30 protein-coding genes and 1 pseudogene are annotated in these 23,631 nt (G+C 63.0%); 11 read left to right on the top strand and 20 right to left on the bottom strand.

The window, feature by feature from the left end; translation table 11 throughout:
• Positions 1-1,018: pseudogene (locus NKI46_RS09485) on the top strand (nicotinate-nucleotide--dimethylbenzimidazole phosphoribosyltransferase); the annotation flags it as partial.
• A 9-nt stretch (positions 1,019-1,027) separates the two neighbouring features.
• On the opposite strand, the gene NKI46_RS09480 reads toward NKI46_RS09485, so the two are convergent.
• The gene (locus NKI46_RS09480; protein ID WP_352745878.1) at positions 1,028-2,551 is read right to left on the bottom strand and encodes a sensor histidine kinase; all 1,524 of its coding nucleotides are present in this window, start codon (positions 2,549-2,551) and stop codon (positions 1,028-1,030) included.
• Between the two features lie 75 nt (positions 2,552-2,626).
• On the opposite strand from NKI46_RS09480, the gene NKI46_RS09475 reads away from it, so the two are divergent.
• The 4 genes from NKI46_RS09475 (at position 2,627) to NKI46_RS09460 (ending at position 5,153) form a co-directional block, all read left to right on the top strand.
• Positions 2,627-3,250 (top strand): thermonuclease family protein, encoded by a 624-nt coding sequence (locus NKI46_RS09475; protein ID WP_352745875.1) that lies wholly within the window; start codon positions 2,627-2,629, stop codon positions 3,248-3,250.
• A 39-nt stretch (positions 3,251-3,289) separates the two neighbouring features.
• A complete protein-coding gene (locus NKI46_RS09470; RefSeq protein ID WP_352745873.1) occupies positions 3,290-3,901 on the top strand; it encodes a glutathione S-transferase in 612 nt (203 codons plus the stop codon).
• Positions 3,901-4,518 (top strand): uracil-DNA glycosylase family protein, encoded by a 618-nt coding sequence (locus tag NKI46_RS09465; RefSeq protein ID WP_352745890.1) that lies wholly within the window; start codon positions 3,901-3,903, stop codon positions 4,516-4,518. Before NKI46_RS09470 ends, NKI46_RS09465 begins: the two co-directional genes overlap by 1 nt.
• A 143-nt stretch (positions 4,519-4,661) precedes the next feature.
• Positions 4,662-5,153 (top strand): Lrp/AsnC family transcriptional regulator, encoded by a 492-nt coding sequence (locus NKI46_RS09460; protein WP_023669013.1) that lies wholly within the window; start codon positions 4,662-4,664, stop codon positions 5,151-5,153.
• A 48-nt stretch (positions 5,154-5,201) separates the two neighbouring features.
• Here the strand turns inward: NKI46_RS09460 and NKI46_RS09455 are convergent, their stop codons facing one another.
• Both NKI46_RS09455 and NKI46_RS09450 read right to left on the bottom strand, forming a co-directional pair.
• Entirely contained in the window at positions 5,202-5,771 is a 570-nt protein-coding gene (locus NKI46_RS09455; RefSeq protein ID WP_023690736.1) for a DUF3299 domain-containing protein, read from the bottom strand.
• A gap of 46 nt (positions 5,772-5,817) precedes the next feature.
• Complete coding sequence (locus tag NKI46_RS09450) at positions 5,818-6,039, bottom strand: GNAT family N-acetyltransferase (protein ID WP_352745871.1); 222 nt, start codon at positions 6,037-6,039, stop codon at positions 5,818-5,820.
• A 22-nt stretch (positions 6,040-6,061) separates the two neighbouring features.
• Here NKI46_RS09450 and NKI46_RS09445 point away from each other — a divergent pair, with 22 nt between their 5' ends.
• Positions 6,062-6,226 (top strand): hypothetical protein, encoded by a 165-nt coding sequence (locus NKI46_RS09445; RefSeq protein ID WP_352745869.1) that lies wholly within the window; start codon positions 6,062-6,064, stop codon positions 6,224-6,226.
• Positions 6,227-6,360: 134 nt separating this feature from the next.
• On the opposite strand, the gene NKI46_RS09440 is transcribed toward NKI46_RS09445, so the two are convergent.
• The 11 genes from NKI46_RS09440 to moaA form a co-directional block, all read right to left on the bottom strand.
• Positions 6,361-7,065 (bottom strand): DNA alkylation repair protein, encoded by a 705-nt coding sequence (locus NKI46_RS09440; protein ID WP_352745866.1) that lies wholly within the window; start codon positions 7,063-7,065, stop codon positions 6,361-6,363.
• Between the two features lie 9 nt (positions 7,066-7,074).
• The gene (locus tag NKI46_RS09435; protein WP_352745864.1) at positions 7,075-7,944 is read right to left on the bottom strand and encodes an NAD(P)-dependent oxidoreductase; all 870 of its coding nucleotides are present in this window, start codon (positions 7,942-7,944) and stop codon (positions 7,075-7,077) included.
• 103 nt (positions 7,945-8,047) lie between these two features.
• Entirely contained in the window at positions 8,048-8,878 is an 831-nt protein-coding gene (locus NKI46_RS09430) for an ABC transporter permease (RefSeq protein ID WP_023734703.1), read from the bottom strand.
• Positions 8,875-9,591, bottom strand: coding sequence for an ABC transporter permease (locus tag NKI46_RS09425; RefSeq protein WP_023669007.1), 717 nt, complete (start codon positions 9,589-9,591; stop codon positions 8,875-8,877). The genes NKI46_RS09430 and NKI46_RS09425 overlap by 4 nt, the downstream gene beginning before the upstream one ends.
• Before the next feature lie 75 nt (positions 9,592-9,666).
• On the bottom strand, positions 9,667-10,452 hold the full coding sequence (locus NKI46_RS09420) for an ABC transporter substrate-binding protein (RefSeq protein ID WP_023688509.1): 786 nt from the start codon (positions 10,450-10,452) through the stop codon (positions 9,667-9,669).
• Between the two features lie 317 nt (positions 10,453-10,769).
• Positions 10,770-11,273, bottom strand: a complete 504-nt coding sequence (gene mobB / locus NKI46_RS09415; protein WP_023690740.1) for a molybdopterin-guanine dinucleotide biosynthesis protein B — start codon at positions 11,271-11,273, stop codon at positions 10,770-10,772.
• On the bottom strand, positions 11,270-11,902 hold the full coding sequence (mobA, locus tag NKI46_RS09410) for a molybdenum cofactor guanylyltransferase MobA (RefSeq protein WP_023752264.1): 633 nt from the start codon (positions 11,900-11,902) through the stop codon (positions 11,270-11,272). Before mobA ends, mobB begins: the two co-directional genes overlap by 4 nt.
• A gap of 7 nt (positions 11,903-11,909) precedes the next feature.
• Positions 11,910-12,830: a DMT family transporter gene (locus tag NKI46_RS09405; RefSeq protein WP_023714208.1), complete on the bottom strand. Its 921-nt coding sequence runs from the start codon at positions 12,828-12,830 to the stop codon at positions 11,910-11,912.
• A gap of 227 nt (positions 12,831-13,057) precedes the next feature.
• The gene (locus NKI46_RS09400) at positions 13,058-13,414 is read right to left on the bottom strand and encodes a P-loop NTPase family protein (RefSeq protein ID WP_023714207.1); all 357 of its coding nucleotides are present in this window, start codon (positions 13,412-13,414) and stop codon (positions 13,058-13,060) included.
• 121 nt (positions 13,415-13,535) lie between these two features.
• On the bottom strand, positions 13,536-14,087 hold the full coding sequence (locus NKI46_RS09395; RefSeq protein ID WP_245264385.1) for a hypothetical protein: 552 nt from the start codon (positions 14,085-14,087) through the stop codon (positions 13,536-13,538).
• A gap of 68 nt (positions 14,088-14,155) precedes the next feature.
• Positions 14,156-15,151 (bottom strand): GTP 3',8-cyclase MoaA, encoded by a 996-nt coding sequence (gene moaA, locus NKI46_RS09390; protein WP_031193366.1) that lies wholly within the window; start codon positions 15,149-15,151, stop codon positions 14,156-14,158.
• Positions 15,152-15,351: 200 nt separating this feature from the next.
• On the opposite strand from moaA, the gene NKI46_RS09385 reads away from it, so the two are divergent.
• Positions 15,352-15,705 (top strand): gamma-butyrobetaine hydroxylase family protein, encoded by a 354-nt coding sequence (locus NKI46_RS09385; RefSeq protein ID WP_023668999.1) that lies wholly within the window; start codon positions 15,352-15,354, stop codon positions 15,703-15,705.
• Positions 15,706-15,770: 65 nt separating this feature from the next.
• Positions 15,771-16,382, top strand: coding sequence for a pyridoxamine 5'-phosphate oxidase family protein (locus NKI46_RS09380; RefSeq protein WP_023738826.1), 612 nt, complete (start codon positions 15,771-15,773; stop codon positions 16,380-16,382).
• A 26-nt stretch (positions 16,383-16,408) separates the two neighbouring features.
• Here NKI46_RS09380 and NKI46_RS09375 read toward each other — a convergent pair whose 3' ends face one another.
• The gene (locus tag NKI46_RS09375; protein WP_023668997.1) at positions 16,409-16,861 is read right to left on the bottom strand and encodes a MarR family winged helix-turn-helix transcriptional regulator; all 453 of its coding nucleotides are present in this window, start codon (positions 16,859-16,861) and stop codon (positions 16,409-16,411) included.
• Positions 16,862-16,909: 48 nt separating this feature from the next.
• Here NKI46_RS09375 and NKI46_RS09370 point away from each other — a divergent pair, with 48 nt between their 5' ends.
• A complete protein-coding gene (locus NKI46_RS09370) occupies positions 16,910-17,818 on the top strand; it encodes an alpha/beta hydrolase (RefSeq protein WP_023738827.1) in 909 nt (302 codons plus the stop codon).
• 45 nt (positions 17,819-17,863) lie between these two features.
• Here the strand turns inward: NKI46_RS09370 and NKI46_RS09365 are convergent, their stop codons facing one another.
• Positions 17,864-18,262, bottom strand: a complete 399-nt coding sequence (locus tag NKI46_RS09365; RefSeq protein WP_023682502.1) for a rhodanese-like domain-containing protein — start codon at positions 18,260-18,262, stop codon at positions 17,864-17,866.
• Between the two features lie 62 nt (positions 18,263-18,324).
• Positions 18,325-18,933, bottom strand: coding sequence for a TetR/AcrR family transcriptional regulator (locus tag NKI46_RS09360; RefSeq protein ID WP_023738828.1), 609 nt, complete (start codon positions 18,931-18,933; stop codon positions 18,325-18,327).
• A 100-nt stretch (positions 18,934-19,033) separates the two neighbouring features.
• On the opposite strand from NKI46_RS09360, the gene NKI46_RS09355 reads away from it, so the two are divergent.
• Positions 19,034-19,780 carry a 3-oxoacyl-ACP reductase family protein gene (locus NKI46_RS09355; protein ID WP_352458999.1) on the top strand — a complete coding sequence of 249 codons (747 nt, stop codon included), beginning with the start codon at positions 19,034-19,036 and terminating at the stop codon, positions 19,778-19,780.
• Positions 19,781-19,992: 212 nt separating this feature from the next.
• On the top strand, positions 19,993-21,873 hold the full coding sequence (locus NKI46_RS09350; protein ID WP_352459000.1) for a L,D-transpeptidase family protein: 1,881 nt from the start codon (positions 19,993-19,995) through the stop codon (positions 21,871-21,873).
• Between the two features lie 97 nt (positions 21,874-21,970).
• Here NKI46_RS09350 and NKI46_RS09345 read toward each other — a convergent pair whose 3' ends face one another.
• From NKI46_RS09345 to NKI46_RS09335, 3 genes are all read right to left on the bottom strand, one after another.
• Positions 21,971-22,441: a hypothetical protein gene (locus NKI46_RS09345; RefSeq protein ID WP_023668992.1), complete on the bottom strand. Its 471-nt coding sequence runs from the start codon at positions 22,439-22,441 to the stop codon at positions 21,971-21,973.
• 91 nt (positions 22,442-22,532) lie between these two features.
• Entirely contained in the window at positions 22,533-23,273 is a 741-nt protein-coding gene (locus NKI46_RS09340) for a lysozyme inhibitor LprI family protein (protein WP_023749315.1), read from the bottom strand.
• A gap of 82 nt (positions 23,274-23,355) precedes the next feature.
• On the bottom strand, positions 23,356-23,613 hold the full coding sequence (locus NKI46_RS09335) for a PepSY domain-containing protein (RefSeq protein ID WP_023668990.1): 258 nt from the start codon (positions 23,611-23,613) through the stop codon (positions 23,356-23,358).
• Between the last annotated feature and the right edge of the window lie 18 nt (positions 23,614-23,631).

Below are 23,631 nucleotides of genomic sequence, written 5' to 3'. Positions count from 1 at the left end.
GGGTCTCACCCGCACGCCCCTCCCCTCCGCGCGGCCCACCCAGCTTTTTCCCAAGCGGCGGGCCCCCCGCCCCCCGCCCCACACCGGCGCGTAAAACCGGGGCCCCCCCCTGTTTCCCAAGGCCGACAAGCCGAAAGCCTCGCTTGGCCGCATCGAGGACATCGCCGCCTGGCTTGCTGCCTGGAGCGGGCGCGCGCCGCCGGCGGTGAACCGGCCCCTGGTGGCGATCTTCGCCGGCAACCATGGCGTGACCCGCCACGGCATCTCGCCGCGCCCTGTCGCTGCGACCGCAAACGCCGTTGAGCTGTGCGCCGCCGGCGGTGCGGCAATCAACCAGATCTGCGTCGCCAACAATCTTGGCCTCAAGGTGTTCGATCTGGCGCTGCACATTGCGACCGCCGACATCACCGAGGACGCCGCCCTCGACGAACGCGGCTGCGCCGCCACCATGGCCTTCGGGATGGAAGCCATCGCCGGTGGCGCCGATCTGATTTGCCTCGGCGATCTCGGCGTCGGCAACTCCACCGTTGCGGCGGCCTTGTGCGCGGCCCTGTTCGGCGGCAGCGGCGCCGACTGGGTCGGCCCCGGCTCCGGTGCCGACGCGGCCATGCAGGCGCGCAAGGCTGATGTAGTCGATGCAGCCGTCGCCTTCCATGGTGCGGCTCTGAAGGACCCGTTGGAAGCACTGCGCCGGGTCGGCGGCCGCGAGTTTGCGGCCATTGCCGGCGCCATCCTCGCCGCCCGGATGCAAAAAATCCCGGTGCTGCTCGACGGCTTCGCCGCGACCGCCGCCGCTGCCGTGCTGCATGCCGCCAACCCAGGTGCGCTTGACCATTGCCTGCTGGCCAGTCTGTCGCCGGAGCCCGGCCAAAGGCTTGCCGCCGAGCGGCTCGGCCTCAGGCCGCTGTTCGATCTCGGCATCAGCCACGGCGAAGGGGCAGGGGCCGCCCTTGCCGCCGGTCTGGTCAAGGCGGCGGCGCTTACCAGTTCGGGCATGGCGGCGGCGGTCAAAGCCTAGAACAAGCTGTCAACGTCGGCGGGCCGCCGCCACGGTCTTGGTTGGCAGCGCCGGCAGTTCCTCCATCACTCGGGCGAGCGGGAAGATGGCGATTGCCTCGGTGCCTTCGCGCAATTTCGACTGAAGTTCGAATTCGCCGCCATGCATGGCGAGCAGGCCCTGCACAATCGGCAGTCCGAGCCCGGTGCCCTGCTCGGCGCTCTTGATGGCGATCGAGCCCTGGCCGAAGGCGGACAGCACGATCGGGATTTCGTCTTCCGGTATGCCCGGCCCATTGTCCTTGACCGAAATGTACTGGCCGCCGCCCGCCGTCCAGCCGACGCGCACGCGAACTTCGCCGCCGGTGGCGGTGAATTTGATGGCGTTGGACAGGAGGTTGAGCGTGATCTGCCGCACCGCGCGCTCGTCGGCGAACAGCCGCGGCAGGGCACTTTCGAAATCCTGGACGATGCGGATGTCCTTGTTGCGCGCCTTCAATTCCATCATGTGGCAGCAATCTTCGGCGATGTTGAGCAGCACCACCGGCTCTTCGTTGAGCTGATAGCGGCCGGCCTCGATGCGAGACAGATCGAGGATTTCGTTGATCAGGTCGAGCAGATGCTGGCCGGAATCGTGCACGTCGCGGGCGTAGTCGCGATAGGTCGGGTTGCTCATCGGCCCGAGCACCTCATTGGCCATCACCTCGGAAAAACCGAGAATGGCGTTGAGGGGCGTCCTGAGCTCATGGCTCATAGAAGCAAGGAAGCGCGACTTCGCCAGATTGGCGTCTTCGGCCCGCCGACGAGCTTCGTCCGACATCGATTTCGCGGTCTCCACCTCGGCGAGCAGCGCATCCTTTTCGGAGCGAAAGGACAGAAGTATCAGCGACGAGCGGTTGAGATGGCGCGCGATATAGGCAAAGAACGGCAATGCCGCGACCAGCAGGGCGACCATGATCGTCCCGACCGGCACCCAAAATTTCGTTTCAGCATAGGCATAGACCGCCACCGGAACGACGAAGGTGGCAAGCAGAGAGCCGCGCAAGGACGACGCCATGATAGCGGTCGCCGCCATGGCCAGCAGCAGCACCACCGCCTTGGCGGCCTGGAACTGGTCGATCTGGCAGGTGGCGCAGCCGAGCCATGCGAACCACGCCCAGCCGAGGCCGCACAGCGAATGTCCGATCAGGAAATCCCTGCGGGTGTGAACAGGATTGAGCTCGGCGGCTTCGGTGCGCTCGACGCGGCGCGCCATGAAGGCGACGATCGAATAGCAGATCAGGGTGAACAGCGCCCAGACGCTGATCTGTTTGTCCACACCGGCCAGCAGCCCGGCCGCCGCGACCGCCAACACCAGCAGTGGGATGACGGCTGCGCCGCGCACCATGGTCCCGGCATGCAGCTTCAGCAGTTCACGGTCGAAGTCGAGATTGCCAACCTGCTGCGAAAGACGGTCGCGCGTCTTGCGCACCGCGCGCGCCACATCGCTGTTGCGGTGCGGTTTCCGGCGGTCCACAATGAATTTATCCGCTGTGTTCGAGCGTAGCAGAGGCATGGAAACTTCGATTTATGCGCGCAGCGATCTCAATTCGTTAAGCTACGTTCGAATGATTAAGAGACTGTTTGCCATATGAGCCGTTCGTGGTCGCCAAGGCCGCGCCGGCGATACTATCCGCCGCCGCCGCGAAGCCTGTGGCGCAAGCTGCTGGATTACGCGCTGACGGTCATTCTGCTCGGCCTGCTGATCCTGCTCGCCGCACGCCTCGACCGTTTCGAGACGCGCAAGGCGCAAGGGGTGGCGATCGTCAACGATGGCGATTCACTCACTCTTGGCACCGAACGTATCCGCATGCGCGGCATCGACGCTCCGGAATACCAGCAGATCTGCCGTAGGGATGGCGCAGACTACGCCTGCGGCAGGCTGGCGCGCCAGGCGCTGGTGCGGCTGATATCAGGAAATCCGGTGACCTGCAGCGGCTGGCAGCGCGACCGCTACGGCCGCCTGCTCGGCGATTGCAAGGCCGGTGGAAAGGATCTCAACCGGGCCCAGGTTGAGGCCGGCTGGGCAATTGCCTATGGCGATTTCGACACCGAGCAGGCCATTGCCCGCGCCGGCAAGGTTGGCATCTGGGCCGGCACGTTCGATCAGCCGCATGACTGGCGCGAAAGCCACCACGGCGGCCCGCTCGAAAGAAAGCACGGCACCCTGGCTTCGGTCGGTGACGCCTTGCGAGAGATGTTTCGCTTCTGGTGACGAGCACTATAGTTGAAGGACCAGATCGGGAGGATAAGCATGAAACTGTTCGACGGCGGCCGCGCCCCCAACCCGCGGCGAGTACGGGTTTTCCTCGCCGAAAAGGGCATCGCAGTGCCGCTGGTGCCGGTCGACATGGGTGCGATGGGGCACAAGCAGGAGCCGGTCAGGTCGCGCAACCCGCTGCAGCGGCTGCCGGTGCTCGAGCTCGACGACGGTACCATCCTCACCGAATCCGTCGCCATATGCCGCTATTTCGAGGAACTGCATCCCGAACCGGCGCTGTTCGGGCAAGGCGCGCTCGGCAAGGCCAAGGTCGAGATGTGGCAAAGGCGCATGGAGTTCAATCTGCTCAGCTGCGTCGCCCAGGCTTTTCGCCACATCCATCCGGCGATGAAGGAATGGGAAATTCCGCAGATCCCCGAATGGGGCGAGGCCAACAAGGCGAAAGCGGTTGAATTCCTGAAACTGCTCGACCCCGAACTGGCAAACTGCGAATTCGCCGCCGGCGACGCCTATTCGATCGCCGATATCACCGGCATGATCGCCATGGATTTCATGAAACCGGCGCGCATCAAAGTGCCGGACGAGTGCACAAACGTGCTGCGCTGGTACAGTGCCGTCTCCAGTCGCCCGAGCGCTTCCGCCTGATGGAGGCGGAACTCGAACGCCTGACGGCAAAGGTCCGCGCCTGCCGCATCTGCGTCGACACTCCAGTCGGCAGGCCGCTGCCGCACGAGCCGCGCCCGGTGCTGCTGCCATCATCCAGCGCCCGCATCCTGCTCGCCGGCCAGGCGCCAGGCACAAAGGTGCATTTGTCGGGTATGCCGTTCACCGACGCGTCCGGCCACCGCTTGCGAAGCTGGCTGGGCGTAACCAGCGAGGAATTCTACGACACGGAAAAATTCGCCATCGTGCCGATGGGCTTTTGCTTCCCCGGCCAGGACGCAAAGGGCGGTGACCTGCCGCCGCGCCGAGAATGCGCGCTGGCCTGGCGCGCGCCGCTGATAGCACTGATGCCGCAGATCGACCTCGTTTTGACAATCGGCTCCTACGCGCAATCCTGGCATATGGGCGCCACGCGCCGGCCGTCGCTGACCGAAACCGTGAAGGACTGGCGCACCATCTGGGATGCGCCGGCCAGCCCGAAAGTGCTGCCGCTGCCACACCCGTCATGGCGCAACTCAGGATGGCTGAAGCAGAATCCATGGTTTGAAATGGATTTGCTGCCGTTTCTGAGATCGGAAATCCGCTATCGCATAGATTAGACTTTAAGCAACATATCACTCGCTTTTGTGCCATCCGGCAGAATTTCTTTCTTGTGAAAGGTCGAAATAAGAGGGAATATAGCCAATCTATTCCCAAAGCGCGTCGCGCCCGAGGGAACGCGGCCTGCACCAGGAGCACCTCAATGGATCGCCTCGACAGAAAAATTCTCCGCCTCCTGCAGGAGGACGCGACGCTCGCGGTTGCCGATGTCGCCAAGAAAGTCGGCCTGTCGACGACGCCGTGCTGGCGCCGCATCCAGAAGCTGGAGGAAGAGGGAGTCATCAAGCGGCGCGTCGCCATCCTCGACCACGAAAAGGTCAATGTGCGCGTCACCGTCTTCGTGTCGATCCGCACCAATTCGCACAGCCATGAATGGCTGCGGCGTTTCTCGGAAGTCATCCAGGAATTTCCCGAAGTTGTCGAATTCTACCGCATGAGCGGCGACGTCGACTATCTCCTGCGCGTCGTGGTGCCCGATATCGCCGCCTATGACGCCTTCTACAAGCGGCTGATCGCCAAGATCGAGATCCGCGACGTATCGTCGTCCTTCGCCATGGAGCAGATCAAGTACACGACCGAAATGCCGCTCGACTACATGCTGCTGGACAAGGAATCCGGCGCCAACGCGGCCTGAGCGCGGTTGTCCGTGACTGGGCGGTGACGCTGCACAAGCAGGCGGCGCTTAGTTTTTCTTTTTGTTGAGGAAACTCCAGGGCGAGTTGACCGGCAGCGTGATCGTGTCCGGCACCGTGTCGACTGCCACCACATCGGCTTTGCGTACGGTGTAGCCGGACTGGATGATGCTGACGCCGTCGAGAATGAACAGCTGGCTCTTCTCCAAGCCGGGCCGCAAGGCGCCGGTCACGGCAACCGACTCATAGGCCTGCGACATCTTGTAGGGACGAGCCGGCGTCACCAGCACGATCTGGTTGGGCGGCGGCGTCGGCATGTGGCTGCAAGCGCCTGTCCACGGCACCAGCAGGAACTGGTAGACGAGATCGCCATCACGGTCGACCGGCAATGCATAGCCGGCTAATTGTACCGTCTTGTCCTGCAGGTTGAGCGACAATGTCTCGCCACGATCGGGCAGTTTTGCCGCAATCATCGGCAGGCCGGCATCTTCGGCCACCGCCTGCGTCGCAGGACGCAGATCTTTCCAGAAGATGTGCGCGGTTTGGCCTGAGGCGTTGGTAGCGGTGAACACCAACAACGCGGCTGCAAGCGCCAAGGTCGATTTGAGAGGACTGCTCATCGGCCGCTTCCTTTGTGCAGGAGTAAAGACGACGCGGCCGATCGCGTCAACGCTCGAGCCGCATCACATGTCTGCGAGAGCCGGCCATGCCGACCTCATGGAACCCGCGAGCGATGAACATGTCGCGAAACCCCATGAAACGGTAGCTCGGCGATGCCTCGTCGACCGGGTAGGCCTCGATCACGCCGGCGCCCTTGGCAAAGGCGTGATCTATGGCAGCGTCAAGCAGCGCTGCCGCCAGCCCGCCGCCGCGCAGCGCCCTTGGCACATAGAAGCAGACGATCGACCAGATGCCGGTCTCGTCATCGTCCTATTGCGACGTCAGCTTCCGATATGTCTGGCGCGGCGCGACCGAGCACCAGCCGACGGTCTTGCCGTCAATCTGGGCCAAGATTCCGACCGGCGTGCCGGCCTCGACAAGCGCCAACATGGCCCGTTTCAACTCGGCGTGCTGAACATGCTCGCGGCGGCCGGGCAGGGGCCGCCAGGCCATGCACCAGCAATACTTCGGACGCCTTGCGCTTCGAAGAGGCCTTCGAAATCGGCGCGCGTCTGCCGCGTCACCTCGGTGAACCGGACGTTGGCCAGGTCAGCCTTTTCTGGCGGCGATCCGCTCGATGATCTTGGCATTGGTGAGTTCCCGTACAGCGTCCTTGCCAATCCAGCGAGCCGTCTTGTCGGCCGACTGGGCCAGTCGTTCGGCCACGGCAAGGGCAGCGCCGTGCATCTCCAACGATCGCTTGCCGATCGAACGAAGCGCCCAGTTTACCGCCTTCTTCACGAAATTGCGGCTGTCGGTGGCATGCGCTTCGATGATCGGCAGGAAGCCGAGGAAAGTCGCCACCGGCTCCTGCTTCCGGTGCACGACGGACCACGCCATCATGGCGAAGGCCGTGCGTCGAACGAACTCGCGCTCGTCCGCCGCGAACTCTTCAATCAGCTCCTTCCAGGCGTCCGTGTCGACGAAGAGATCGGAGACGCCGTCGACGATGTCCCAGGAATCGAAGGACGCGGCCCATTGTCGTGCATCCGCGGCTGAGAAGCGCTTCGGGTCGGCCGTGACGGAAGCGATGAACTGCGCCTCCATGATGCCGGTCTGCCAAAGCTCGAAAGCACGCTCGTGGTTGCGCTTGATCTTTTTGGCGATCTGCCGCTGCATGCCATGCGAGATGCCGAGCGCGCGCTCGATCTTGATGCCGTAGCGCAGCATACCGCGGCGATTGTCCTCCGAGCCGATCGAGCGCAAATGGGCGACGATCTCGTCGGCGCTCGATTGGGGCGAAAGCTCGGCCATTGCGAACGCCTATTTTTCCAGGCGCGCCAGCAGGGACGAGGTGTCCCAGCGCTTGCCGCCCATCGCCTGCACATCCTTGTAGAACTGGTCGACAAGGGCGGTCACCGGCAGTCTCGCGCCATTGCGGTCGGCTTCATCGAGGCAGATGCCGAGATCCTTGCGCATCCAGTCGACGGCAAAGCCGAAATCATATTTACCGGCATTCATCGTCTTGTGGCGGTTCTCCATCTGCCAGGACCCGGCAGCGCCCTTGGAGATGACTTCGATGACCTTCTCGATGTCGAGCCCGGCCCTCTTGCCGAAGTGGATGCCTTCGGCCAGTCCCTGCACCAGCCCGGCAATGGTGATCTGATTGATCATCTTGGTGAGCTGGCCGGCGCCCGACGGCCCCATCAGCCCGACCATGCGGGCAAAGGCGTCGATGACCGGCCTGGCCCTGTCGAAGGCAGCCTGCTCGCCGCCGACCATCACCGTCAGCACGCCGTTCTCAGCGCCCGCCTGGCCGCCGGAAACCGGGGCATCGAGGAAGGAAAAGCCGGCCTTTTCAGCGGCGTCGGCCAGTTCGCGCGCCACTTCGGCCGAAGCGGTGGTGTTGTCGATGAAGACAGAGTCTTTTTTCATCGCGGCGAAGGCGCCATCGGCCCCGGTCGTCACCGAGCGCAGATCGTCGTCATTGCCGACGCAGGAGAAGACGAAATCCTGGCCCTCTGCGGCGTCCGCCGGCGTCGCGGCAGACTTGCCGCCATGCTGGGCCACCCATTGTTCCGCCTTCGCCGCGGTGCGGTTGTAGACGGTGACGTCGTGGCCGCCTTTGTTCCTGAGGTGCCCGGCCATGGGATAGCCCATCACGCCAAGACCGAGAAATGCCACAGATGCCATGAGTTTGCCCTTCAGACGGAACGGAATTGTCTTGGAAAGCTCTAGGCTCTACGCGCCATTCGTCAAGACGCGCATGAGCCGATCGACTGGTACAGCCGACCGCTCAGCGGATCAGATGAATGGTGATCCGCCGCTCGATCCATTCGACGCCATGTCGCAGGATCTCGACCATCACCAGATAGACGATGGCGACCCAGACATAGGCCTGGAAGTCGAAGGACTTGGCGTAGGCGAGCTTCGCGTTGCCCATCAAATCATAGACGGTGATGATGGCAACGATGGCGGAGGCCTTGATCATCAAGACGAGTTCATTGCCGTAGGGCCGGAGCGCCACGATAAACGCCTGCGGCAGGATGACCTTGCGCAGCGTCTGCAGCTTGTGCAGGCCGAGCGAAGCAGCGCCCTCCCATTGGCCTCTCGGAACACTTTCTATGGCGCCGCGCAGGATTTCGGCCTGGTAGGCGGCGGTGTTGAGCGCGAAGGCAAACACACCGCAATTGAAGGCGTCGCGGAAGAACCACCACAGCCCGACGGATTCGAGCTGCACCCGGAATGAGCCCAGGCCGTAATAGACGAGATAGACCTGGACCAGCAGCGGCGTGCCGCGGAAGAAATAGACGTAGCAATAGGCCAGGACGGACAAATAGCGGTTCTTCGACATGCGGGCATAGGTGACGGGCAGCGAAAAGAGCGCGCCGAGCACCATCGAGATGGCCACCAGCGCAAGCGTGGTTCCCAAGCCCTGCAGATAGGCAGGCGCGTATCTGGCGAAGAACTCGCCATTCCAGGCGTAAACCAGATAGACGGCGATGCCGATGCCGAACAGGATCCAGAAGCCGACCAGTGCATAGCCGACGACACGGGCCCGCGGCCAGCCCCGCGCCCGTGGTGGTGGCTTCTCGATGTCGACGGCGGCGCGCGTCACGACGCTCATCGTGCCTCCCTCCGCCCGAGCGAACGCAGGATGAAGCCGGTGGCGATCGACGACAGGATGGCAAGGATGAGAAACACCATCGCCGCGACGCTGTAGAACAGGAAGGAATGTTTGGTGACACGGGCCGCGACGCCGGCGTTGCGCAAGGTTTCAGCCAGATTGACGACCGACACCAGGGCCGTGTCCTTGAGCAGGCTCAGCCAGCAATTTTCGAGGCCGGGGAAGGCGATGCGCAGCAGCTGCGGCAGGATCACCTTGCGCATCGTCTGCCATTTCGACAGCCCGATGGCATAGCCGCCTTCATACTGGCCCTTCGGAATGGCGCGAAAGGCCGAAAGGAAGACTTCGCTGGAATAGGACGAAAAGATAAGCGACAGCACGATCATGCCGGCGAGGAAGCTGTCGACATCGACCGTCGCTTCCGGCCTGAACAGACGGATGACATACTGCAAGAGGATCGGCATGCCGAAGAAGAACAGGAAAAGCGTCACCAGTTCCGGCAGTCCGCGAAACACCGTGGTGTAGATGTTGGCAGCCACGCGAAGCGACGGCTCTTCGGATTGTTTTGCCCAGGCGACGAAAAAGCCGATCGTCAGGCCGATCGGCAGTGTCGCCAGCGCGAGCGCAATGGTGACCAGTGCGCCATAGGCAATATCGTCAATCCAGCCATCGGGTCCCCAAGTGAGAAGTATCCATATGTTCTGGCTTGGCATTGACGGGTCTTGTCTCCACTTCTGTCAGGCCAAGGCGGCAGGAGGAAACTTCCCCTGCCGCCTTGTTTCAGACGATCAGGACTCGGCGCCGAAGACGTCGAACTTAAAGTACTTGTCGTTGATTTCCTTGTACTTTCCGTTGGCGCGGATTGCGTCGATGGCGCTGTTCAACTTGTTGACCAGATCCGTCTCGCCCTTGCGCACGGCGATGCCGGCGCCCGGTCCAAAGATATCGACCGGCTGCGGCGAAGGCTGGCCGAGAATCTTGCAGCAGGCGCCATCAGGCGAATCCAGGAACTGTTGCAACACGACGATATCGTCCTCGATCGCGTCGAGACGGCCATTGGCGAGATCGGCCTGCTCTTCGGGGCTGCTCGGATAGCCCTTGACCGTGCTGTCCGTATAGGTTTTCGAGGCATAATTGAAATGCGTCGTGGTGGTTGCGACGCCGATGGTCTTGCCGGCCAGGTCTTCCTTGGTCACGCCCTTGAGGGTCGAATCCTTGGGTACCGCGATCGCCGACGGCGTGTTGTAGTATTTGTGGGTGAAGTCGACCTTCTCGGCGCGCTCCGGCGTGATCGACATCGAGGCGACGATGGCGTCGAACTTGCCGGCCTGCAGGGCCGGAATGATGCCGTCCCAATCCTGGGCGACGAAGGTGCACTTGACCTTCATCTCGTCGCAGAGCGCCTTGGCGATGTCGATGTCGAAGCCCACGAGCTGGCCGTCGGAGGTCAGGTTGTTGAATGGGGGGTAGGCGCCTTCGGTGCCGATTCTCAGGGTCGTTTCCTGAGCCTGGGCGACGCCGAGCGTCAGCAGCGCAGCCGATGCGGCGAGCGCGATACGCAGTGCAATACGCATGATAGTCCTCTCTTTATGGCTCCCGGCCGTCGTTCCGGAACGGCTCTGTGGGGCGGTGCTTTTGACCGCCCGCTGGCGCGATACTCCCACTGTTTTCGGGAGAAAAGCAACTGTAAAACCGTTGCTTGCGGGATTTGCGGGTCCAGCCAATGCCGACGCCGGGTTAGTGCATGTCGCCCAAAAGTGCGCAGCGGTTTTGGGACGACGACATGCATAAATAAAACAACCTGAAGCGTCGCATGAGGCCGTTCAGGCGCGACGCGCTTAGACAATGCAACGGCTGAAGAGGGCGGCTGACCCGGGCGAGGGCAGGGGCCTCAAGGTTTGAGGCCGGTCATGCGCTCGATGAAGTCGGCTATCCCTCCCGTGTCGTCAAGATCGAACACAGGCAGGCTTTCGCCGGTAACCGCGAAGTCGGCGGCAATCGCCACGATATGTCCGTCGTTCGCCGACAGCGGCGAGCGGTCCTTGGCCTCCCGCCGCCGGGTCTCGATCTTTTTGTGCGCCTCGCGCTTGTAGCCTTCGACCAGCACGATGTCGCACGGGGCCAACCGCGACAGGACCGTCTCCAGCGTCGGCTCGTCCTCACCGCGCAATTCATGCATCAGCGCCCAGCGTTTGCCCGACACCACCGCGACCTCGGTGGCGCCCGCCTGGCGGTGGCGAAAGCTGTCGGCGCCAGGCTTGTCGATGTCGAACTCATGATGGGCGTGTTTGACCGTCGACACCGTCCAGCCGCGCCGGACGAGCTCTGTGACCAGCTTCTCGGTCAGTGTGGTCTTGCCGGAATTCTTCCAGCCGGTGATGCCGAAGATGTTCATGGGCCGATGCTCTGCAACAGACGCTCGGCCACCGCAAGGTCGTGCGGTGTGTTGATGTTGAAGAACGGGTCGATCTCGTCACTGCCGTGGGTCAGCAACGGAAATTCCACTTCGACACAGTCGTGCCGCTCGATGAAGGCGGAGACGCGCCTGTTGTCCTCGTGGATCAGAAAGTGGCGGAGTGCCTGGCCTAGCCCAAGCGGCCACAGCGCGAAGGTCGGATGCCGCCTGCCGCCGGAACTGGCAACCGCCATCGAGCCCGGCCGACTGGTCGCGGCAGCGGCCAGCTTTGCCACCAGATCCACCGGCAGAAACGGCGTGTCGCCGGGGGCCGTCGCCAATGCCGTGCAAGCGGTGTTCGCTGCCGCCCATTCGAGGCCGGTGAGGATTCCGGCAAGCGGTCCGGCATAGCCTTCGACCATATCGGCGAGAACCGGAAGACCGGCCGCCTCGAAGCGCGCCGGGTCACCATTGGCGCTGAGCGCCAGCGATCCGACCTGCGGCGCCAGGCGGGCAACGACATGGTCGAGAAGCGGACGCCCGCCAAGCGCCAGCAAAGTCTTGTCGCCGCCGCCCATGCGCCGTGACAGGCCTCCGGCCAGGATAATTCCTGCAATGTCTTGGCTCATGGCCAACCTATATGCCGTCCGGCGCCATGTCGGGTCCAGCGCTTTCGGCCGCCGGCTTCTGCCGGCCGACGACCCGTTCGCGATAGAGCGCGTAGAGGCCGGAGCCGATGATGATGGCGGAGCCAACGATCATCGGCAGGTCGGGGACATCGCCGAAGATGATGAGGCCAAGCAGCATCGACCAAAAGAGGGCGGTGTAGCGGAATGGCGCAATGAAGGAGATGTCGCCGGCCCGCATTGCCATGATGATGAACTGGTAGCCGATCAGCACCAGCACCGCCGCCAATGCCAAAAGTGCCGTGCCTTTGCCGGACATCGGCGTCCAGCCGCCCATCGGCGACAGCAGCACGGCGCCAACGATGGTCATGGCGATTGCCGTTGCCGTCGACACCAGCAAGGTCGGGATAGCCCTCGGGATGCGCTTGGTGGCGAGGTCACGTACTGCGCAACAGGCGACGCTGACGAGTGCGTACAGCGAATAGATGCTGAAGCCTTCGAAGCCTGGCCGCACGATGATCAGCACGCCCCCAAAGCCGACCGCGATCGCCAGCCAGCGCCGCCAGCCGACCGCTTCGCTGAATACGAGTGCCGCCCCCATCGTCACCGCCAGCGGCAGCGCCTGCAGCACCGCGGAGACATTGGCGATCGGCAGATGCGCCAATGCGACAAGGAAGGCGACGGTGGCGCCGGCCTCGGCGATCACGCGAAGCGCCACCAGCGGCTGCAGCATCGAGCCCGGCCGTGCGAGCGCGCCTTGCTGCCAGGCGAGCAGGCCGACGAGCAGCGACGCAAAGGCGCCGCGCACCAGCATGACTTGCGCCATGTTCATCGATTCCGACGAGAACTTGGTAATGGCGTCGTTGAGGGTGAAGCCGATCATGGCCACCATCATGCACAGCGCGCCGCGAATGTTTGGGGAAAGAGGCAAGGGCGTTACCGGTTTTGCAAGAGCAATTCCAGGAAAAGTGTGAAACGGTTTTCCGTCCGGAATTGCGTGAAAACAAAGAATAAAGCGGTTCGACGTTTCGGCGAAACGGTGAACCGCCCAAGCCTGTAGCAGCCGGCGGCAAGACAGCAACGTCAAAGAAATAGGCCACGGATTTTCACCCGTGGCCCACAAAATCGCTAAGAGGGCTGGCCGGATGACCAGCAGGCTCATTTCGGGGTCAGCACCTCGGTGCCGCTGCCGTTCTTGCCGGCGATGGTCCACAGGCCGTGCAGCGAGCCGTCATCTTCTACCTTGTAGACGACGAGACCGATTTCCTTGCCCATGACATAGCCGGCGGAAAAGGCATCGTCGTTGCGCATGCAGATGCCGTGCGACGATGATCCGCCCGTCTCCCAATGGATGGTGCAGGTGGTCTCGCTGGTCAGTGTGATGGTGGCTTCGCCTCCATATTTCGAGCCGTCGAAATTGGTGCCCGCGACGGTGTAGCTGCCACCGATGGACTGTGCTGCTGCCGGCGCGGCGGCAAACCCAAGCAGTGCAAGAGAAAGTAAGAATGTGCGCATGTCGTATTCCCCCAAACCGAGCGACGAGCCGCTATGTCCAGGAATCTAGGCTCGAACGCGCTTGCGGTAAATCCGCCAGCTATATGCGCATGAGACTTTTTCTGGTGTGTGTCCGAAAAGCTCACGGTCCTTTGAGGCTGCCGGCAATGGCGCCGACCAGCGGATCGTATTTCGCTTTAACGGCCGGCGGATAGTCGATCCGCACGGTGCGGATGACGCCGTCCTTGCCGAACAGGCGCCGTTCGTAAAAGATCTTGCCATCCTTCAGTCCCGGCAGCACCGCCCAGTTCTTGCCGGTCTTGCTGTAGCTGATCTGGTAGCCCGCTTCCTTGATTGCCTTCTCCTCGGCGACGAAGCTCTTTGGGGTGTCGTCACTGACGTTGAAAATACCGGAGCAGATCAGGCTGGCGCCGTCGGCGCTGAGCCATTGCTGTCCGTCGCCATTGTACGGCTCGGGCTGGCGATCGGTGAAGAGTCGTCGGGAAAGGTGCAGACCGTGCCGAAGCGCGCATTGGTGTAGGTGAACGGCGCTGCATTGGCGCTGCCTGCCGCTATCAGTGCAACTGCCAATCCAATGGAAAGACGCTTCATTCGATGTCTCCAGTGAACTAGAGCAATTCCAGGAAAAGTGTGATCGGTTTTCCGTCCGGAATTGCGCAAAAAACAAAGACATAGAGCGGTTCGCCGTGAAACGGTGAACTGCTCTATGGAGACACTCCTTGCACCAAATCTCGGAAAAAATCAGCCGCCGGTGACGCTCATATGCCTGGATACCGAGGGGCGGCTGGTGCGGCGGTCGATGATGAAATCATGGCCTTTCGGCTTGCGGCCGATCGCTTCGTCGATGGCAGCAGCGACCAGCTCGTTGCCTTCTGAGGCACGCAACGGCGCGCGCAGGTCGGCGGCATCCTCCTGACCCAGGCACATATAGAGCGTGCCGGTGCAGGTCAGCCGCACGCGGTTGCAGCTTTCGCAGAAATTATGCGTCATCGGCGTGATGAAGCCCAGCCTGCCGCCGGTCTCTGCGACATGGACGTAGCGGGCCGGACCGCCGGTCTTGTAGGGGATGTCGCTCAGCGTGAACTGGCGCTCGAGCGAAGCGCGCAGCAGCGATAGCGGCAGATACTGGTCGGTCCGGTCGGCGTCGATCTCGCCCATCGGCATGGTTTCGATGACGGTCAAGTCCATGCCGCGGCCATGCGCCCAGCGCATCATCTCCGGCAGCTCGACGTCGTTGAAGTCCTTCAGCGCAACGGCGTTGAGCTTCACCTTCAGCCCCGCCGCCTGCGCGGCATCGATGCCTTGCATGACCTTGCCGAGATGGCCCCAGCGGGTGATGGCGTGGAACTTGTCGGCATCGAGCGTATCCAGCGAGACATTGATGCGCTCGACACCGCAATCGGCAAGCTCGGCGGCAAAGCGCGACAGCTGCGAGCCATTGGTGGTCAGCGTCAACTCTTCCAGCGCGCCGCTCTTCAGGTGCCGCGACAGCTGGCGCACCAGATGCATGATGTTCTTGCGCACCAGCGGCTCGCCGCCGGTGAGGCGCAGTTTGCGCACGCCCTTTTCGATGAAGACGGTGCAGAGCCGGTCGAGTTCCTCGAGCGACAGCAGGTCCTTCTTGGGCAGGAACGCCATGTCCTCGGCCATGCAATAGGTGCAGCGGAAATCGCAGCGGTCGGTGACCGACACGCGCAAGTAGCTGATCGTGCGACCGAAGGGATCGATCATGTCCATGCGTTCAAGCGTTTCCAATGCTGCGAGTGGCGCCGTTATATACGGCTATGTGATACGATCCAACCCGCCATTCAAGATAGCCGCTCTCGATCTTTGGTGACATTCCCTGGCCGACATCCGATGTCGGCCGGGTCCAAATGGCCTTTTCCGCTCGCGCGAAGCAGCGTAGGGAAGGGCGGATTGATGCGGGATGCAGAACAATGACGGCGCCGAAGGAACTCAGGGTCTCGAAGGACAGAAAACTGCTGTCCGTCACCTTTCCCGATCATCGGCCGTTCGAACTGCCGGCCGAACTGCTGCGCGTCGCTTCACCCTCGGCCGAGGTGCAGGGCCATTCGCCGGACCAGCGGGTGACGGTTCCCGGCAAGCGCAACGTTGCCATCCTGAAGATCGAGCCGGTCGGCAACTACGCAGTGCGCATCACCTTCGACGATTTCCACGACACCGGCATCTTCACCTGGAACTATCTTCACACGCTTGGCCACGAAAAGGACGCGCGCTGGAATGCCTATCTCGCCGAGCTCCAGGAGAAGGGACTGAGCCGCGACCGCTAGTTCGGCACTGTCGGCAAAACGTCATTGATTGGGGGTAACGCTGGCAACAGTTCGGAGACGGGAAAATGTCTGACATCGCCACGGTCGAACAGCTCGAAGCCCTCTACGGCCTGCCCGGCGAAGCGTCGACGGTCAAGGAACTCGACCACGTCATTCCCGAATATGCCGCCTTCATCGAAGCCTCGCCTTTTGTCGCCCTGGCGACGAGCGGGCCGGAAGGGCTGGACTGTTCGCCGCGCGGCGATCTCGCCGGCTTTGTGCGCATGCATGACCCGAAAACGCTGATGATGCCGGACAGGCGCGGCAACAACCGCGCCGATTCGCTTAAGAACATCATCCGCGATCCTCGCGTCGGGCTGCTGTTTCTTGTGCCGGGTTCGGGCACGACGCTGCGCGTCAACGGCCGCGCCCGCATCACCACCGACGCCGCGCTTTGCGCCTCCTTCGCCGTCGAAGGCAAGCCGGCGCGCTCGGTCACCGTGGTCGATGTCGATTCGGTCTATTTCCAGTGCGCCCGCGCCATCGTTCGCTCGGAGCTGTGGAACCCGGCAAAGCACGTCGACCCGAAATCGCTGCCGACACCCGGAACAATCCTGGAAGTCACCAGCCGCAAGAATATCGATGCCGGTACTTACGACAAGGAATGGCCGGAGCGGGCGAAGAAGACGATGTGGTGAGGTGGGAGGCGCGTGGATCGAACGGCTCAGGTATCCTTCAGCACGTCATAGATCTTGCGCATCTGTTCGCCGATCATGTCGCACTGTTCCGCTGTCGACTGGCTCATCGCCTTTTCGATCAGCGCCATATGCACCTTCAGCGCTTTCATCAGGAGCTCCGTGCCGGCCTCGGTAAGCGTCAGCCGCAGCACGCGCTTGTCCTTCTCATCGCCTTCGCGGCGCAGCAGGCCGCGCGCCTCGAGCTGCGGCAACAGCATGGTGATGTTGGAGCGGCCGACCAGCAGTTTGCGGGCGAGATCGTGCTGCGACATGCCGGGATGGCGATAGAGGTTCATCAGCACGTCGAGCTGCGCCGGCTTGAGATCCAGCGGCGCCAGCTTTACCGCCAGCGCACGCTCCAGCACATGGCAGGCGCGCGCCACCGCGACCCAGTTGCGAAAGCGCGGGTTGTCCCAGGGCAGCTCTTGTTTAATGTTCATGTTTGAACTATTATGTTCATGCGTGAACGGAATGGATGGATCGCCACTATGGCATCATTTGGACTGAAGGTCATCCGGGGCGTGTTCGGCGCGGCCGAGCTTGTGGCGCCGCGTCTGAGCGGGCGCGCGGCCTTCGAACTGTTCTGCCGCACGCCGAGCGTGAAGGCGCTCAGCGACGGCGAGCGGCGTGCGGTCGACCGCGCCGCCGGCTTCATGGCCGAGGCGCGCCATCATCGGCTGACGACCAAGGCCGGCTGCGTCATGGTGCACGAATTCCGGCCCGAGCCGCGCAGGGCGTCCGCCGGCACGGTGCTGGTGGTCCATGGCTGGCGTTCGCGCACGGAATATATGCGGGCGCTGATCGAAGGCTTTCGCGATGCGGGCTACCGGGTCGCCTCGCTCGACCTGCCGGGCCATGGCCAGTCGCTGGGCCGTCATCTCAATATGGTCAATGCGGTCGAGGCGGTCAGGGTCGCCGGCGAATGGTTCGGTCCGTTCAAGGCGATCGTCGGCCATTCCTTCGGTGGCGCCGTCGCCGCCAATGCCATTGCCGGTTCGATCAAGGGTATCCAGCCCGTCGCGGCCGAGCGGCTGGTGCTGGTCGCCGCGCCAAGTTCCCTGCCGGCGATCTTCGCCGACTTCAGCCGCATGCTCAATGTCGGTCCGCGTTCGCAGGTTTCCATGGCCGATCAGGTGAAAAGGCTGTCGGGCCGGCCGCTGCATGAATTCACCGGCGACCGCCAGTTGGCTGAGGCGCCGGTGCCGACGCTGGTCATCCACGCGCCGGACGACCGCGAAGTCCCCGCCGATCATGCCACACGTTATGCCGGCGCCGGCAGCCATGTGCGGCTGCACTGGGCCGATGGGCTCGGCCACCGTCGCATTCTCGCCGACAAAGGTGTTGTCGAACGCGCTGTGACTTTTGTCAAAAACGAGCGCGAGCCGATACTGCATTGATTCCAATGGGTGTATTGTCGACTCCGACAACGCCGGAGCGGTGAGCTAGCCCTTCTTCTTGCCGCCCGGCTCGACCGGCAATCCGGCCGCCTTCCAGGCGGTATAGCCGCCAAGGATGTGCTTGACCGGCGACAGCCCCATATCCTGCGCCGTCTTGGTGGCCAGCGCCGAGCGCCAGCCGCCGGCGCAAAAGAAGACGAAGCTCTTGCCCGAGGCAAAGAACGGCTTGTGGTAAGGGCTTTCGGGATCGATCCAGAATTCCAGCATGCCGCGAGTGACATGTTTGGCGCCGGGGATCTGGCCGTCCCGCTCGATCTCGCGTGGATCGCGCAGGTCGACGAAGATGGTGTCCTCGTCGTCGAGCAGCCCGGCCGCTTCCTCGGGCGAGACCACCTCGATCTCGGCATTGGCCTCGTCGAGCAACTCGCGATACCCTTTTTTCACGGATGATCCCTCCCGGCGCATTTCGCCGCCGACTGGATTTCCAGCACAAGCTCCGCGCTTTGTCACGCTGTTCCGACCAGGCCCTGCCACGCCGCCATCGCTCCGGCCACTGTGGCCATCAGCGCGTCGCACGAGGCGCCGTCGCGGGCCTGGATCGACATGCCGTGCTGGACCGTCGCATAGAAGGTCGCCGCCGCGTTGCTGTCGAAGCCCGCCGGCAATTCGCCTTCCGCCACACCGCGTTCCAGCCGTCTCAGCAAGAGGGTGTGGTTTTCGGTGCGGCGGCGGCGCAAATCATCGCAGATCGCGCCGCTGCTTGAATCCTGGTGCAGTGCGCCCAGCGCGATGAGACAGCCCTGCGGGCGGTCGTCCTGAGAGTACGCTTTTGCCGTCTGGCGCAGGAAATTCTCGATCGCCTGGCATGCCGTCGGCGCTTCGTCCAGCGCGCTCCAGATCTCGGTGCCTTCGTTGCGGGTGTAATACTCGGTCGCTTCCAGAAACAGCGCCTCCTTGCTGCCGAAGGCGGCATAGAGGCTGGGCGAGCTGATCCCCATCGCCGCGGTCAGGTCGGCGATCGAGGTGCCCTCATAGCCTTTGGCCCAGAACAGCTCCATCGCCTGCCGCAAGGCGGCGGTTCGATCGAAGGTGCGGGGACGGCCTCTTTCCGGCATGACGATCTTTTCTGTGTTGATCGATACATAATTCACTTGACGTCGCCAGGCAAGGTTGCCAGATATTTATGTATCGATCGTTACATAACGGAGAAATGACATGTCAGCGAACGGATTGAACGGCAAGGCAGCACTGGTCACCGGCGGCAGCCGCGGCATAGGTGCTGCGATAGCAAAACGGCTTGCGGCCGATGGCGCCGACGTTGCCATCACCTATGTCAACAGTGCGGCGCCGGCCCAAGCTGTCGTCGCCGAGATTATAGCGGCAGGTGGTCGCGCGATCGCCATCCAAGCCGACAATCGCGACGCCGCCGCCATCGAAGGCTCGGTCACCGAGGCGGTGAATGCCTTCGGCCGGCTCGACATCCTGGTCAACAGCGCCGGCATCTGGCGCGCGGCGCCCATCGAACAGATGTCGCTGGCCGACTTTGACGAGACCATTGAGGTCAATCTGAGAGCGCCGTTCGTGGCCTCGAAGGCGGCAGCGGCTCACATGGGCGAGGGCGGCCGCATCATTTCGATCGGCAGCAATCTGGCCGAGCGCGTCACCGACACCAGCCTCAGCGCCTATTCGACCAGCAAGGCTGCGCTGGTCGGCCTGACCAAGGCGCTGGCGCGAGACCTCGGTCCGCGCGGCATCACCGCCAACGTCGTTCATCCCGGTTCGACCGACACCGACATGAACCCGGCCGAAGGCCCGCATGCCGAACACCAGCGGCGGAAGATGGCGACGCCCCGCTTCGGCAAGGCTGACGAGATCGCCGGCATGGTTGCCTGGCTCGCCGGTCCGGAAGGGCGCTTCGTCACCGGCGCCGCGCTCACCATCGACGGTGGCGCCAACGCCTGAAGCAGCAGCCGCTTTGACCGGTCTGGAGCGGCAACGCCGCTCCAGACGTCACGATGTTGTGAAACCGTTCTGCAACAGGCCTGCGGAAATTTATGGAAGCTTAACGAAATCGGTATGAATCGGTATGGTAGCGCCTTACATCCGCCATGCGGTTGGCAAGATCGTCTAGCGGCGCGGAACGGGAGCCGGCTTGCAGCCGGAGCGGGTGATTAATGAAATTCCTCGGAAATAAAGCCACCGTGATGCCGCTTGCAGTGGCGGCAGCACTGGCCTTCGGTGTGCCGCAGGCAAGCGCGCAAGGCCTGTTCGACATGCTGTTCGGCGGTGGCGTCAAGCACAGTCCGCAAGGCGAATTCCCGCCGCCGCCAAAGCGCAAGCCGAAGCCCGCCGTATCGGGCGGTGGCGGCACCAGAATCAGCAGCCCGTCCTACTACACCTACAAGGCCGACCGGCTGGTGCGCGTCGACTTTGCCGCATTGGTGGCAGCACCTCCCCAGGTGGCAACAGCTGAAGACGCCGCCTTTGTGCCGTCGGCAACCAGCACTGCCTTCCGTGAAGCCGTTGCAGGCCTCAGCGACTATGAACTCTATGCCGAGCCCGATATCGCCAAGGCACTGATTGCCTATTACTCTGCCAATCCTGATTTCATCTGGGTGAATGATGGCAATCCCAATGCCCGCGCCCAGGACGCGGTGAGGGTGCTTGGCGAGGCCGCGAGCTATGGCCTCGCATCGGCCGACTACACGGTCGAGGTGCCGGCAGCCAACGCATCGGCGGTCAATGCCGATGCCCATCTGAAGGAACTCGTGCGCTTCGAGATGGCGCTGTCGGCGCGCGTGCTGCGCTATGCCCGTGACGCCCAGAGCGGGCGCGTCGATCCCAATCGCATCACCGGCTACTATGAATTTCCGCCGAAGCCGGTCGACATGGAAGGCGCGCTCAAGACGCTGGCCCACACCCAGGAAGTGCGCACCTACCTCGAATCGCGGCACCCGCAGAACGCGGAATATCAGGCGCTGCGCGTCGAACTTGAATCGCTGCAGGCGAGCGCCGAAAACGAAATCGTCGTCGATCCCAAGCTGTTGCTGAAGCCCGGCGAGACCAGCGCCGAACTGCCGAAGCTGCTGACGCTGATCGCGCGCAATCTCGACGACGAGATGGGCGGCGCCTATGGCGAGATCCTGTCTCGTCTCGGCACCAGCGATGTCTATGTTCCCGAACTGGTTCCGATCATCAAGGCCGTGCAGGTGAAGGCCGGCATGAAGGGCGATGGGGTCATCGGCCCGCGCACCGTCGCCTCGCTCGCCGGCGCATCCAAGGCAGACAGGCTGCAGAAGGTGCAGGTCGCGCTGGAAGAATTGCGCTGGCTGCCGTCCGATCTCGGCAGCCCGCGGGTGTTCATCAACCAGCCCGCCTTCACCGCCAGCTATATCGACAATGGCGAGGAGAAGCTGAAGACCCGCGTCGTCATAGGCCGGACCACCAACCAGACCGCCTTCTTCTTCAAGGAGATCAAGCAGGTCGATTTCCATCCCTATTGGGGCGTGCCGCAGTCGATCATCGTCAACGAGATGCTGCCAAGGCTGCGTAGCGATCCGGGCTATCTCGACCGTGCCGGCTACGAGGTGACCGATTCGCGCGGCAGGCGGGTTCCCTCTTCCTCGGTCAATTGGGGCGCCTACGGCGCCAACATTCCCTACAGCGTGCGCCAGCAGCCGAGCGAAGCCAATGCGCTGGGCGAACTGAAGATCCTGTTCCCCAACAAGCACGCCATCTACATGCACGACACGCCGCAAAAATCCTTCTTCCAGCGCGATATGCGGGCGCTCAGCCATGGCTGTATTCGCCTTCAGGATCCACGTGGGATGGCGGCGGCGGTGCTCGGCGTCTCGGTCGACGACATCGCCGAAAAGCTCAAGCACGGCCATGCCAGCGAAGACGTGACACGCACGATTCCCGTCTATGTCTCCTACTTCACTGCCTGGCCGGACCTGTCCGGCAAAGTCGAATATTTCAACGACGTCTACGACCGCGACACGCGGCTGATGCAGGCGCTGGACGCGACCGAAGCGGTGCGTTCGCCGACGAGCTGAACCAGCGGAGTTCCTCGTTCAACGAAACGAGGAACTCACTTTGACTCTCTGGTTTTATTAGATTTTTGGCCGATAGACGGTCGCCCGTTTCCTGCGATCAGCGCTGGATGAGCGGACGCCGGAAGCCGGCGTCGCGGCCCGCGATCAGCCAATAGACCAGGCCGGCTACGAGGCCGGCGGCGGCGATGATGCCGATATCGGCCCAGCGTCCGGCATCCTCTTCCGCGGCCGGCCAGACCAGGAAGAAGCCGGCTGCAGCGGCAGCGGCGCCAAACAGCATGTGCACCAGGAAATTGCGCAGGGCAAAGAATTCGGCGAGCAGCGCGAAGATCAGCGTCTGCAGGCCGGTCAGCACGATCGTCAGGAAATAGACGACCATGCCGAGCGGCGGCCACAGCAGCACGACAATGGGCGAAAATTGCATGGCGCCGAAATAGTCCGGCGCGTTGGGCAATACGGCGAGTGCGCAATATATCGCCACGACCGCGAACAATCCGATCAGCACCGAAACGAAATAGCCGGCAAGCATCATCAGGATGCGCTTCAAAACATGCTTAACCATGGCCATGCACCCCCGTGCCCTGCAACTGTTACGCGCACTCAGCCATCAAAGGCGGATCGGCGCAAGAGTGCATCCAGCAGTGCTTTGCGGCAAATCTTCAGGCGCCGCCGCATAGATGTTGTGAATCCGGCAAAACCCATGTGCCTTTTATCGTGAGGTCGACGGCGTAATAGACCCGCCCGCGCTCGTCGCCCTGCGGACAATCCCTCGGGATCGATATCAGGCACATGACGACAGGATCGCCGGCTTTCGAACTGGCAAGGCCAGGCTCCCGCTCGTAGGAAACCCCGGCGCCGCCATTGCTGAACCGCGCCAGGCTGCCGGCTTCAGGGCCGGCGGTTTCCAGCGGGTCGTCGCCGAGCCGCGTCGTCAGCGCGGTGATGTGGGTCAAGGCGCATTGGCCGATCGACGAGGGCAGGGGCTGGTCGAGGCTGCCCGGATGGCGGGCCGCGGTGTCGAGCGCCTTCTTGCCGATCAGGGCGATGTTGTAGTCCTGCACCCAGGACGGCGCATTGCCGTAGGTCTGCAGCGCATTGTTCTGGGCGCTGACGATGCAGGCGGCATCCTGCCCACAGGCGTTCCTGTCGGCGATGAGCGCACGGGCGATCTTGCGCTTGTCGCCGCCAAAGGCTGGCTCGAAACCCGTAAAGGCCTCGGCCACCAAGGCATCAATTGCCGACAGTTGCGGGTCGGCACAGATCGCCTTTTCCACCGGCAGGCGGGCTTTGCGGCAGTCGAAGGATGGTCCGTCGGCACGCGCTGGACCAAGGTAGACCGCCCCGCCAGCCAGTGCGACGACAAGCGCAAGCGCGTTGGCAATTCGATTGGAAGAAAGCATGGTCGCCCCGTTGTCCGACAACTGCCACCATTCTAGGCGAAAACGCGGCGGACGGAATTGCCGAAGCGGTGCGGTATCGGCGCTATTTCGGTTCGGCGGTCACGGGATCGAAGGTGATTTCGACTTTCGCCTTGTCGGCGGTGTAATAGGTGACGGTGTAGCCGTCCTTGTCCCAGTCGACCTCCTTCACATAGCGAAAGCCATCGCGCTGCTCGACCTTGGCGATGATTGCCGACAGTTTCTGGGCATTCGTCGGCGGCAGTGGGCTGTCATCCGCGGCAAAGGCCGTCGAGCCGGCCAGAAGAACGACGACACCGGTCGCCAGAACAAGATTTCGCATGATTACCCTCATTTCACG

Source organism: Mesorhizobium sp. M0615 (assembly GCF_040320805.1).
GTDB lineage: Bacteria > Pseudomonadota > Alphaproteobacteria > Rhizobiales > Rhizobiaceae > Mesorhizobium.
Note: the sequence above shows the minus strand (reverse complement) of the source record. Positions and strands in the feature narration are given on the sequence as shown.

What these genes read in the sequence shown, in the direction of transcription:
- NKI46_RS09425 (WP_023669007.1), bottom strand. Translation starts at nt 9,591, where the DNA reads ATGCCAAGCCAGAACATATGGATACTTCTCACTTGGGGACCCGATGGC.
- NKI46_RS09460 (WP_023669013.1), top strand. Translation starts at nt 4,662, where the DNA reads ATGGATCGCCTCGACAGAAAAATTCTCCGCCTCCTGCAGGAGGACGCG.
- NKI46_RS09470 (WP_352745873.1), top strand. Translation starts at nt 3,290, where the DNA reads ATGAAACTGTTCGACGGCGGCCGCGCCCCCAACCCGCGGCGAGTACGG.
- NKI46_RS09430 (WP_023734703.1), bottom strand. Translation starts at nt 8,878, where the DNA reads ATGAGCGTCGTGACGCGCGCCGCCGTCGACATCGAGAAGCCACCACCA.
- moaA (WP_031193366.1), bottom strand. Translation starts at nt 15,151, where the DNA reads ATGGACATGATCGATCCCTTCGGTCGCACGATCAGCTACTTGCGCGTG.
- NKI46_RS09475 (WP_352745875.1), top strand. Translation starts at nt 2,627, where the DNA reads ATGAGCCGTTCGTGGTCGCCAAGGCCGCGCCGGCGATACTATCCGCCG.
- NKI46_RS09355 (WP_352458999.1), top strand. Translation starts at nt 19,034, where the DNA reads ATGTCAGCGAACGGATTGAACGGCAAGGCAGCACTGGTCACCGGCGGC.
- NKI46_RS09370 (WP_023738827.1), top strand. Translation starts at nt 16,910, where the DNA reads ATGGCATCATTTGGACTGAAGGTCATCCGGGGCGTGTTCGGCGCGGCC.
- NKI46_RS09445 (WP_352745869.1), top strand. Translation starts at nt 6,062, where the DNA reads ATGCCGGTCTCGTCATCGTCCTATTGCGACGTCAGCTTCCGATATGTC.
- mobB (WP_023690740.1), bottom strand. Translation starts at nt 11,273, where the DNA reads ATGAACATCTTCGGCATCACCGGCTGGAAGAATTCCGGCAAGACCACA.
- NKI46_RS09435 (WP_352745864.1), bottom strand. Translation starts at nt 7,944, where the DNA reads ATGGCATCTGTGGCATTTCTCGGTCTTGGCGTGATGGGCTATCCCATG.
- NKI46_RS09385 (WP_023668999.1), top strand. Translation starts at nt 15,352, where the DNA reads ATGACGGCGCCGAAGGAACTCAGGGTCTCGAAGGACAGAAAACTGCTG.
- NKI46_RS09480 (WP_352745878.1), bottom strand. Translation starts at nt 2,551, where the DNA reads ATGCCTCTGCTACGCTCGAACACAGCGGATAAATTCATTGTGGACCGC.
- mobA (WP_023752264.1), bottom strand. Translation starts at nt 11,902, where the DNA reads ATGAGCCAAGACATTGCAGGAATTATCCTGGCCGGAGGCCTGTCACGG.
- NKI46_RS09380 (WP_023738826.1), top strand. Translation starts at nt 15,771, where the DNA reads ATGTCTGACATCGCCACGGTCGAACAGCTCGAAGCCCTCTACGGCCTG.
- NKI46_RS09420 (WP_023688509.1), bottom strand. Translation starts at nt 10,452, where the DNA reads ATGCGTATTGCACTGCGTATCGCGCTCGCCGCATCGGCTGCGCTGCTG.
- NKI46_RS09345 (WP_023668992.1), bottom strand. Translation starts at nt 22,441, where the DNA reads ATGGCCATGGTTAAGCATGTTTTGAAGCGCATCCTGATGATGCTTGCC.
- NKI46_RS09350 (WP_352459000.1), top strand. Translation starts at nt 19,993, where the DNA reads ATGAAATTCCTCGGAAATAAAGCCACCGTGATGCCGCTTGCAGTGGCG.
- NKI46_RS09340 (WP_023749315.1), bottom strand. Translation starts at nt 23,273, where the DNA reads ATGCTTTCTTCCAATCGAATTGCCAACGCGCTTGCGCTTGTCGTCGCA.
- NKI46_RS09375 (WP_023668997.1), bottom strand. Translation starts at nt 16,861, where the DNA reads ATGAACATTAAACAAGAGCTGCCCTGGGACAACCCGCGCTTTCGCAAC.
- NKI46_RS09395 (WP_245264385.1), bottom strand. Translation starts at nt 14,087, where the DNA reads ATGTCTTTGTTTTTTGCGCAATTCCGGACGGAAAACCGATCACACTTT.
- NKI46_RS09360 (WP_023738828.1), bottom strand. Translation starts at nt 18,933, where the DNA reads ATGCCGGAAAGAGGCCGTCCCCGCACCTTCGATCGAACCGCCGCCTTG.
- NKI46_RS09400 (WP_023714207.1), bottom strand. Translation starts at nt 13,414, where the DNA reads ATGCGCACATTCTTACTTTCTCTTGCACTGCTTGGGTTTGCCGCCGCG.
- NKI46_RS09335 (WP_023668990.1), bottom strand. Translation starts at nt 23,613, where the DNA reads ATGCGAAATCTTGTTCTGGCGACCGGTGTCGTCGTTCTTCTGGCCGGC.
- NKI46_RS09455 (WP_023690736.1), bottom strand. Translation starts at nt 5,771, where the DNA reads ATGAGCAGTCCTCTCAAATCGACCTTGGCGCTTGCAGCCGCGTTGTTG.
- NKI46_RS09440 (WP_352745866.1), bottom strand. Translation starts at nt 7,065, where the DNA reads ATGGCCGAGCTTTCGCCCCAATCGAGCGCCGACGAGATCGTCGCCCAT.
- NKI46_RS09465 (WP_352745890.1), top strand. Translation starts at nt 3,901, where the DNA reads ATGGAGGCGGAACTCGAACGCCTGACGGCAAAGGTCCGCGCCTGCCGC.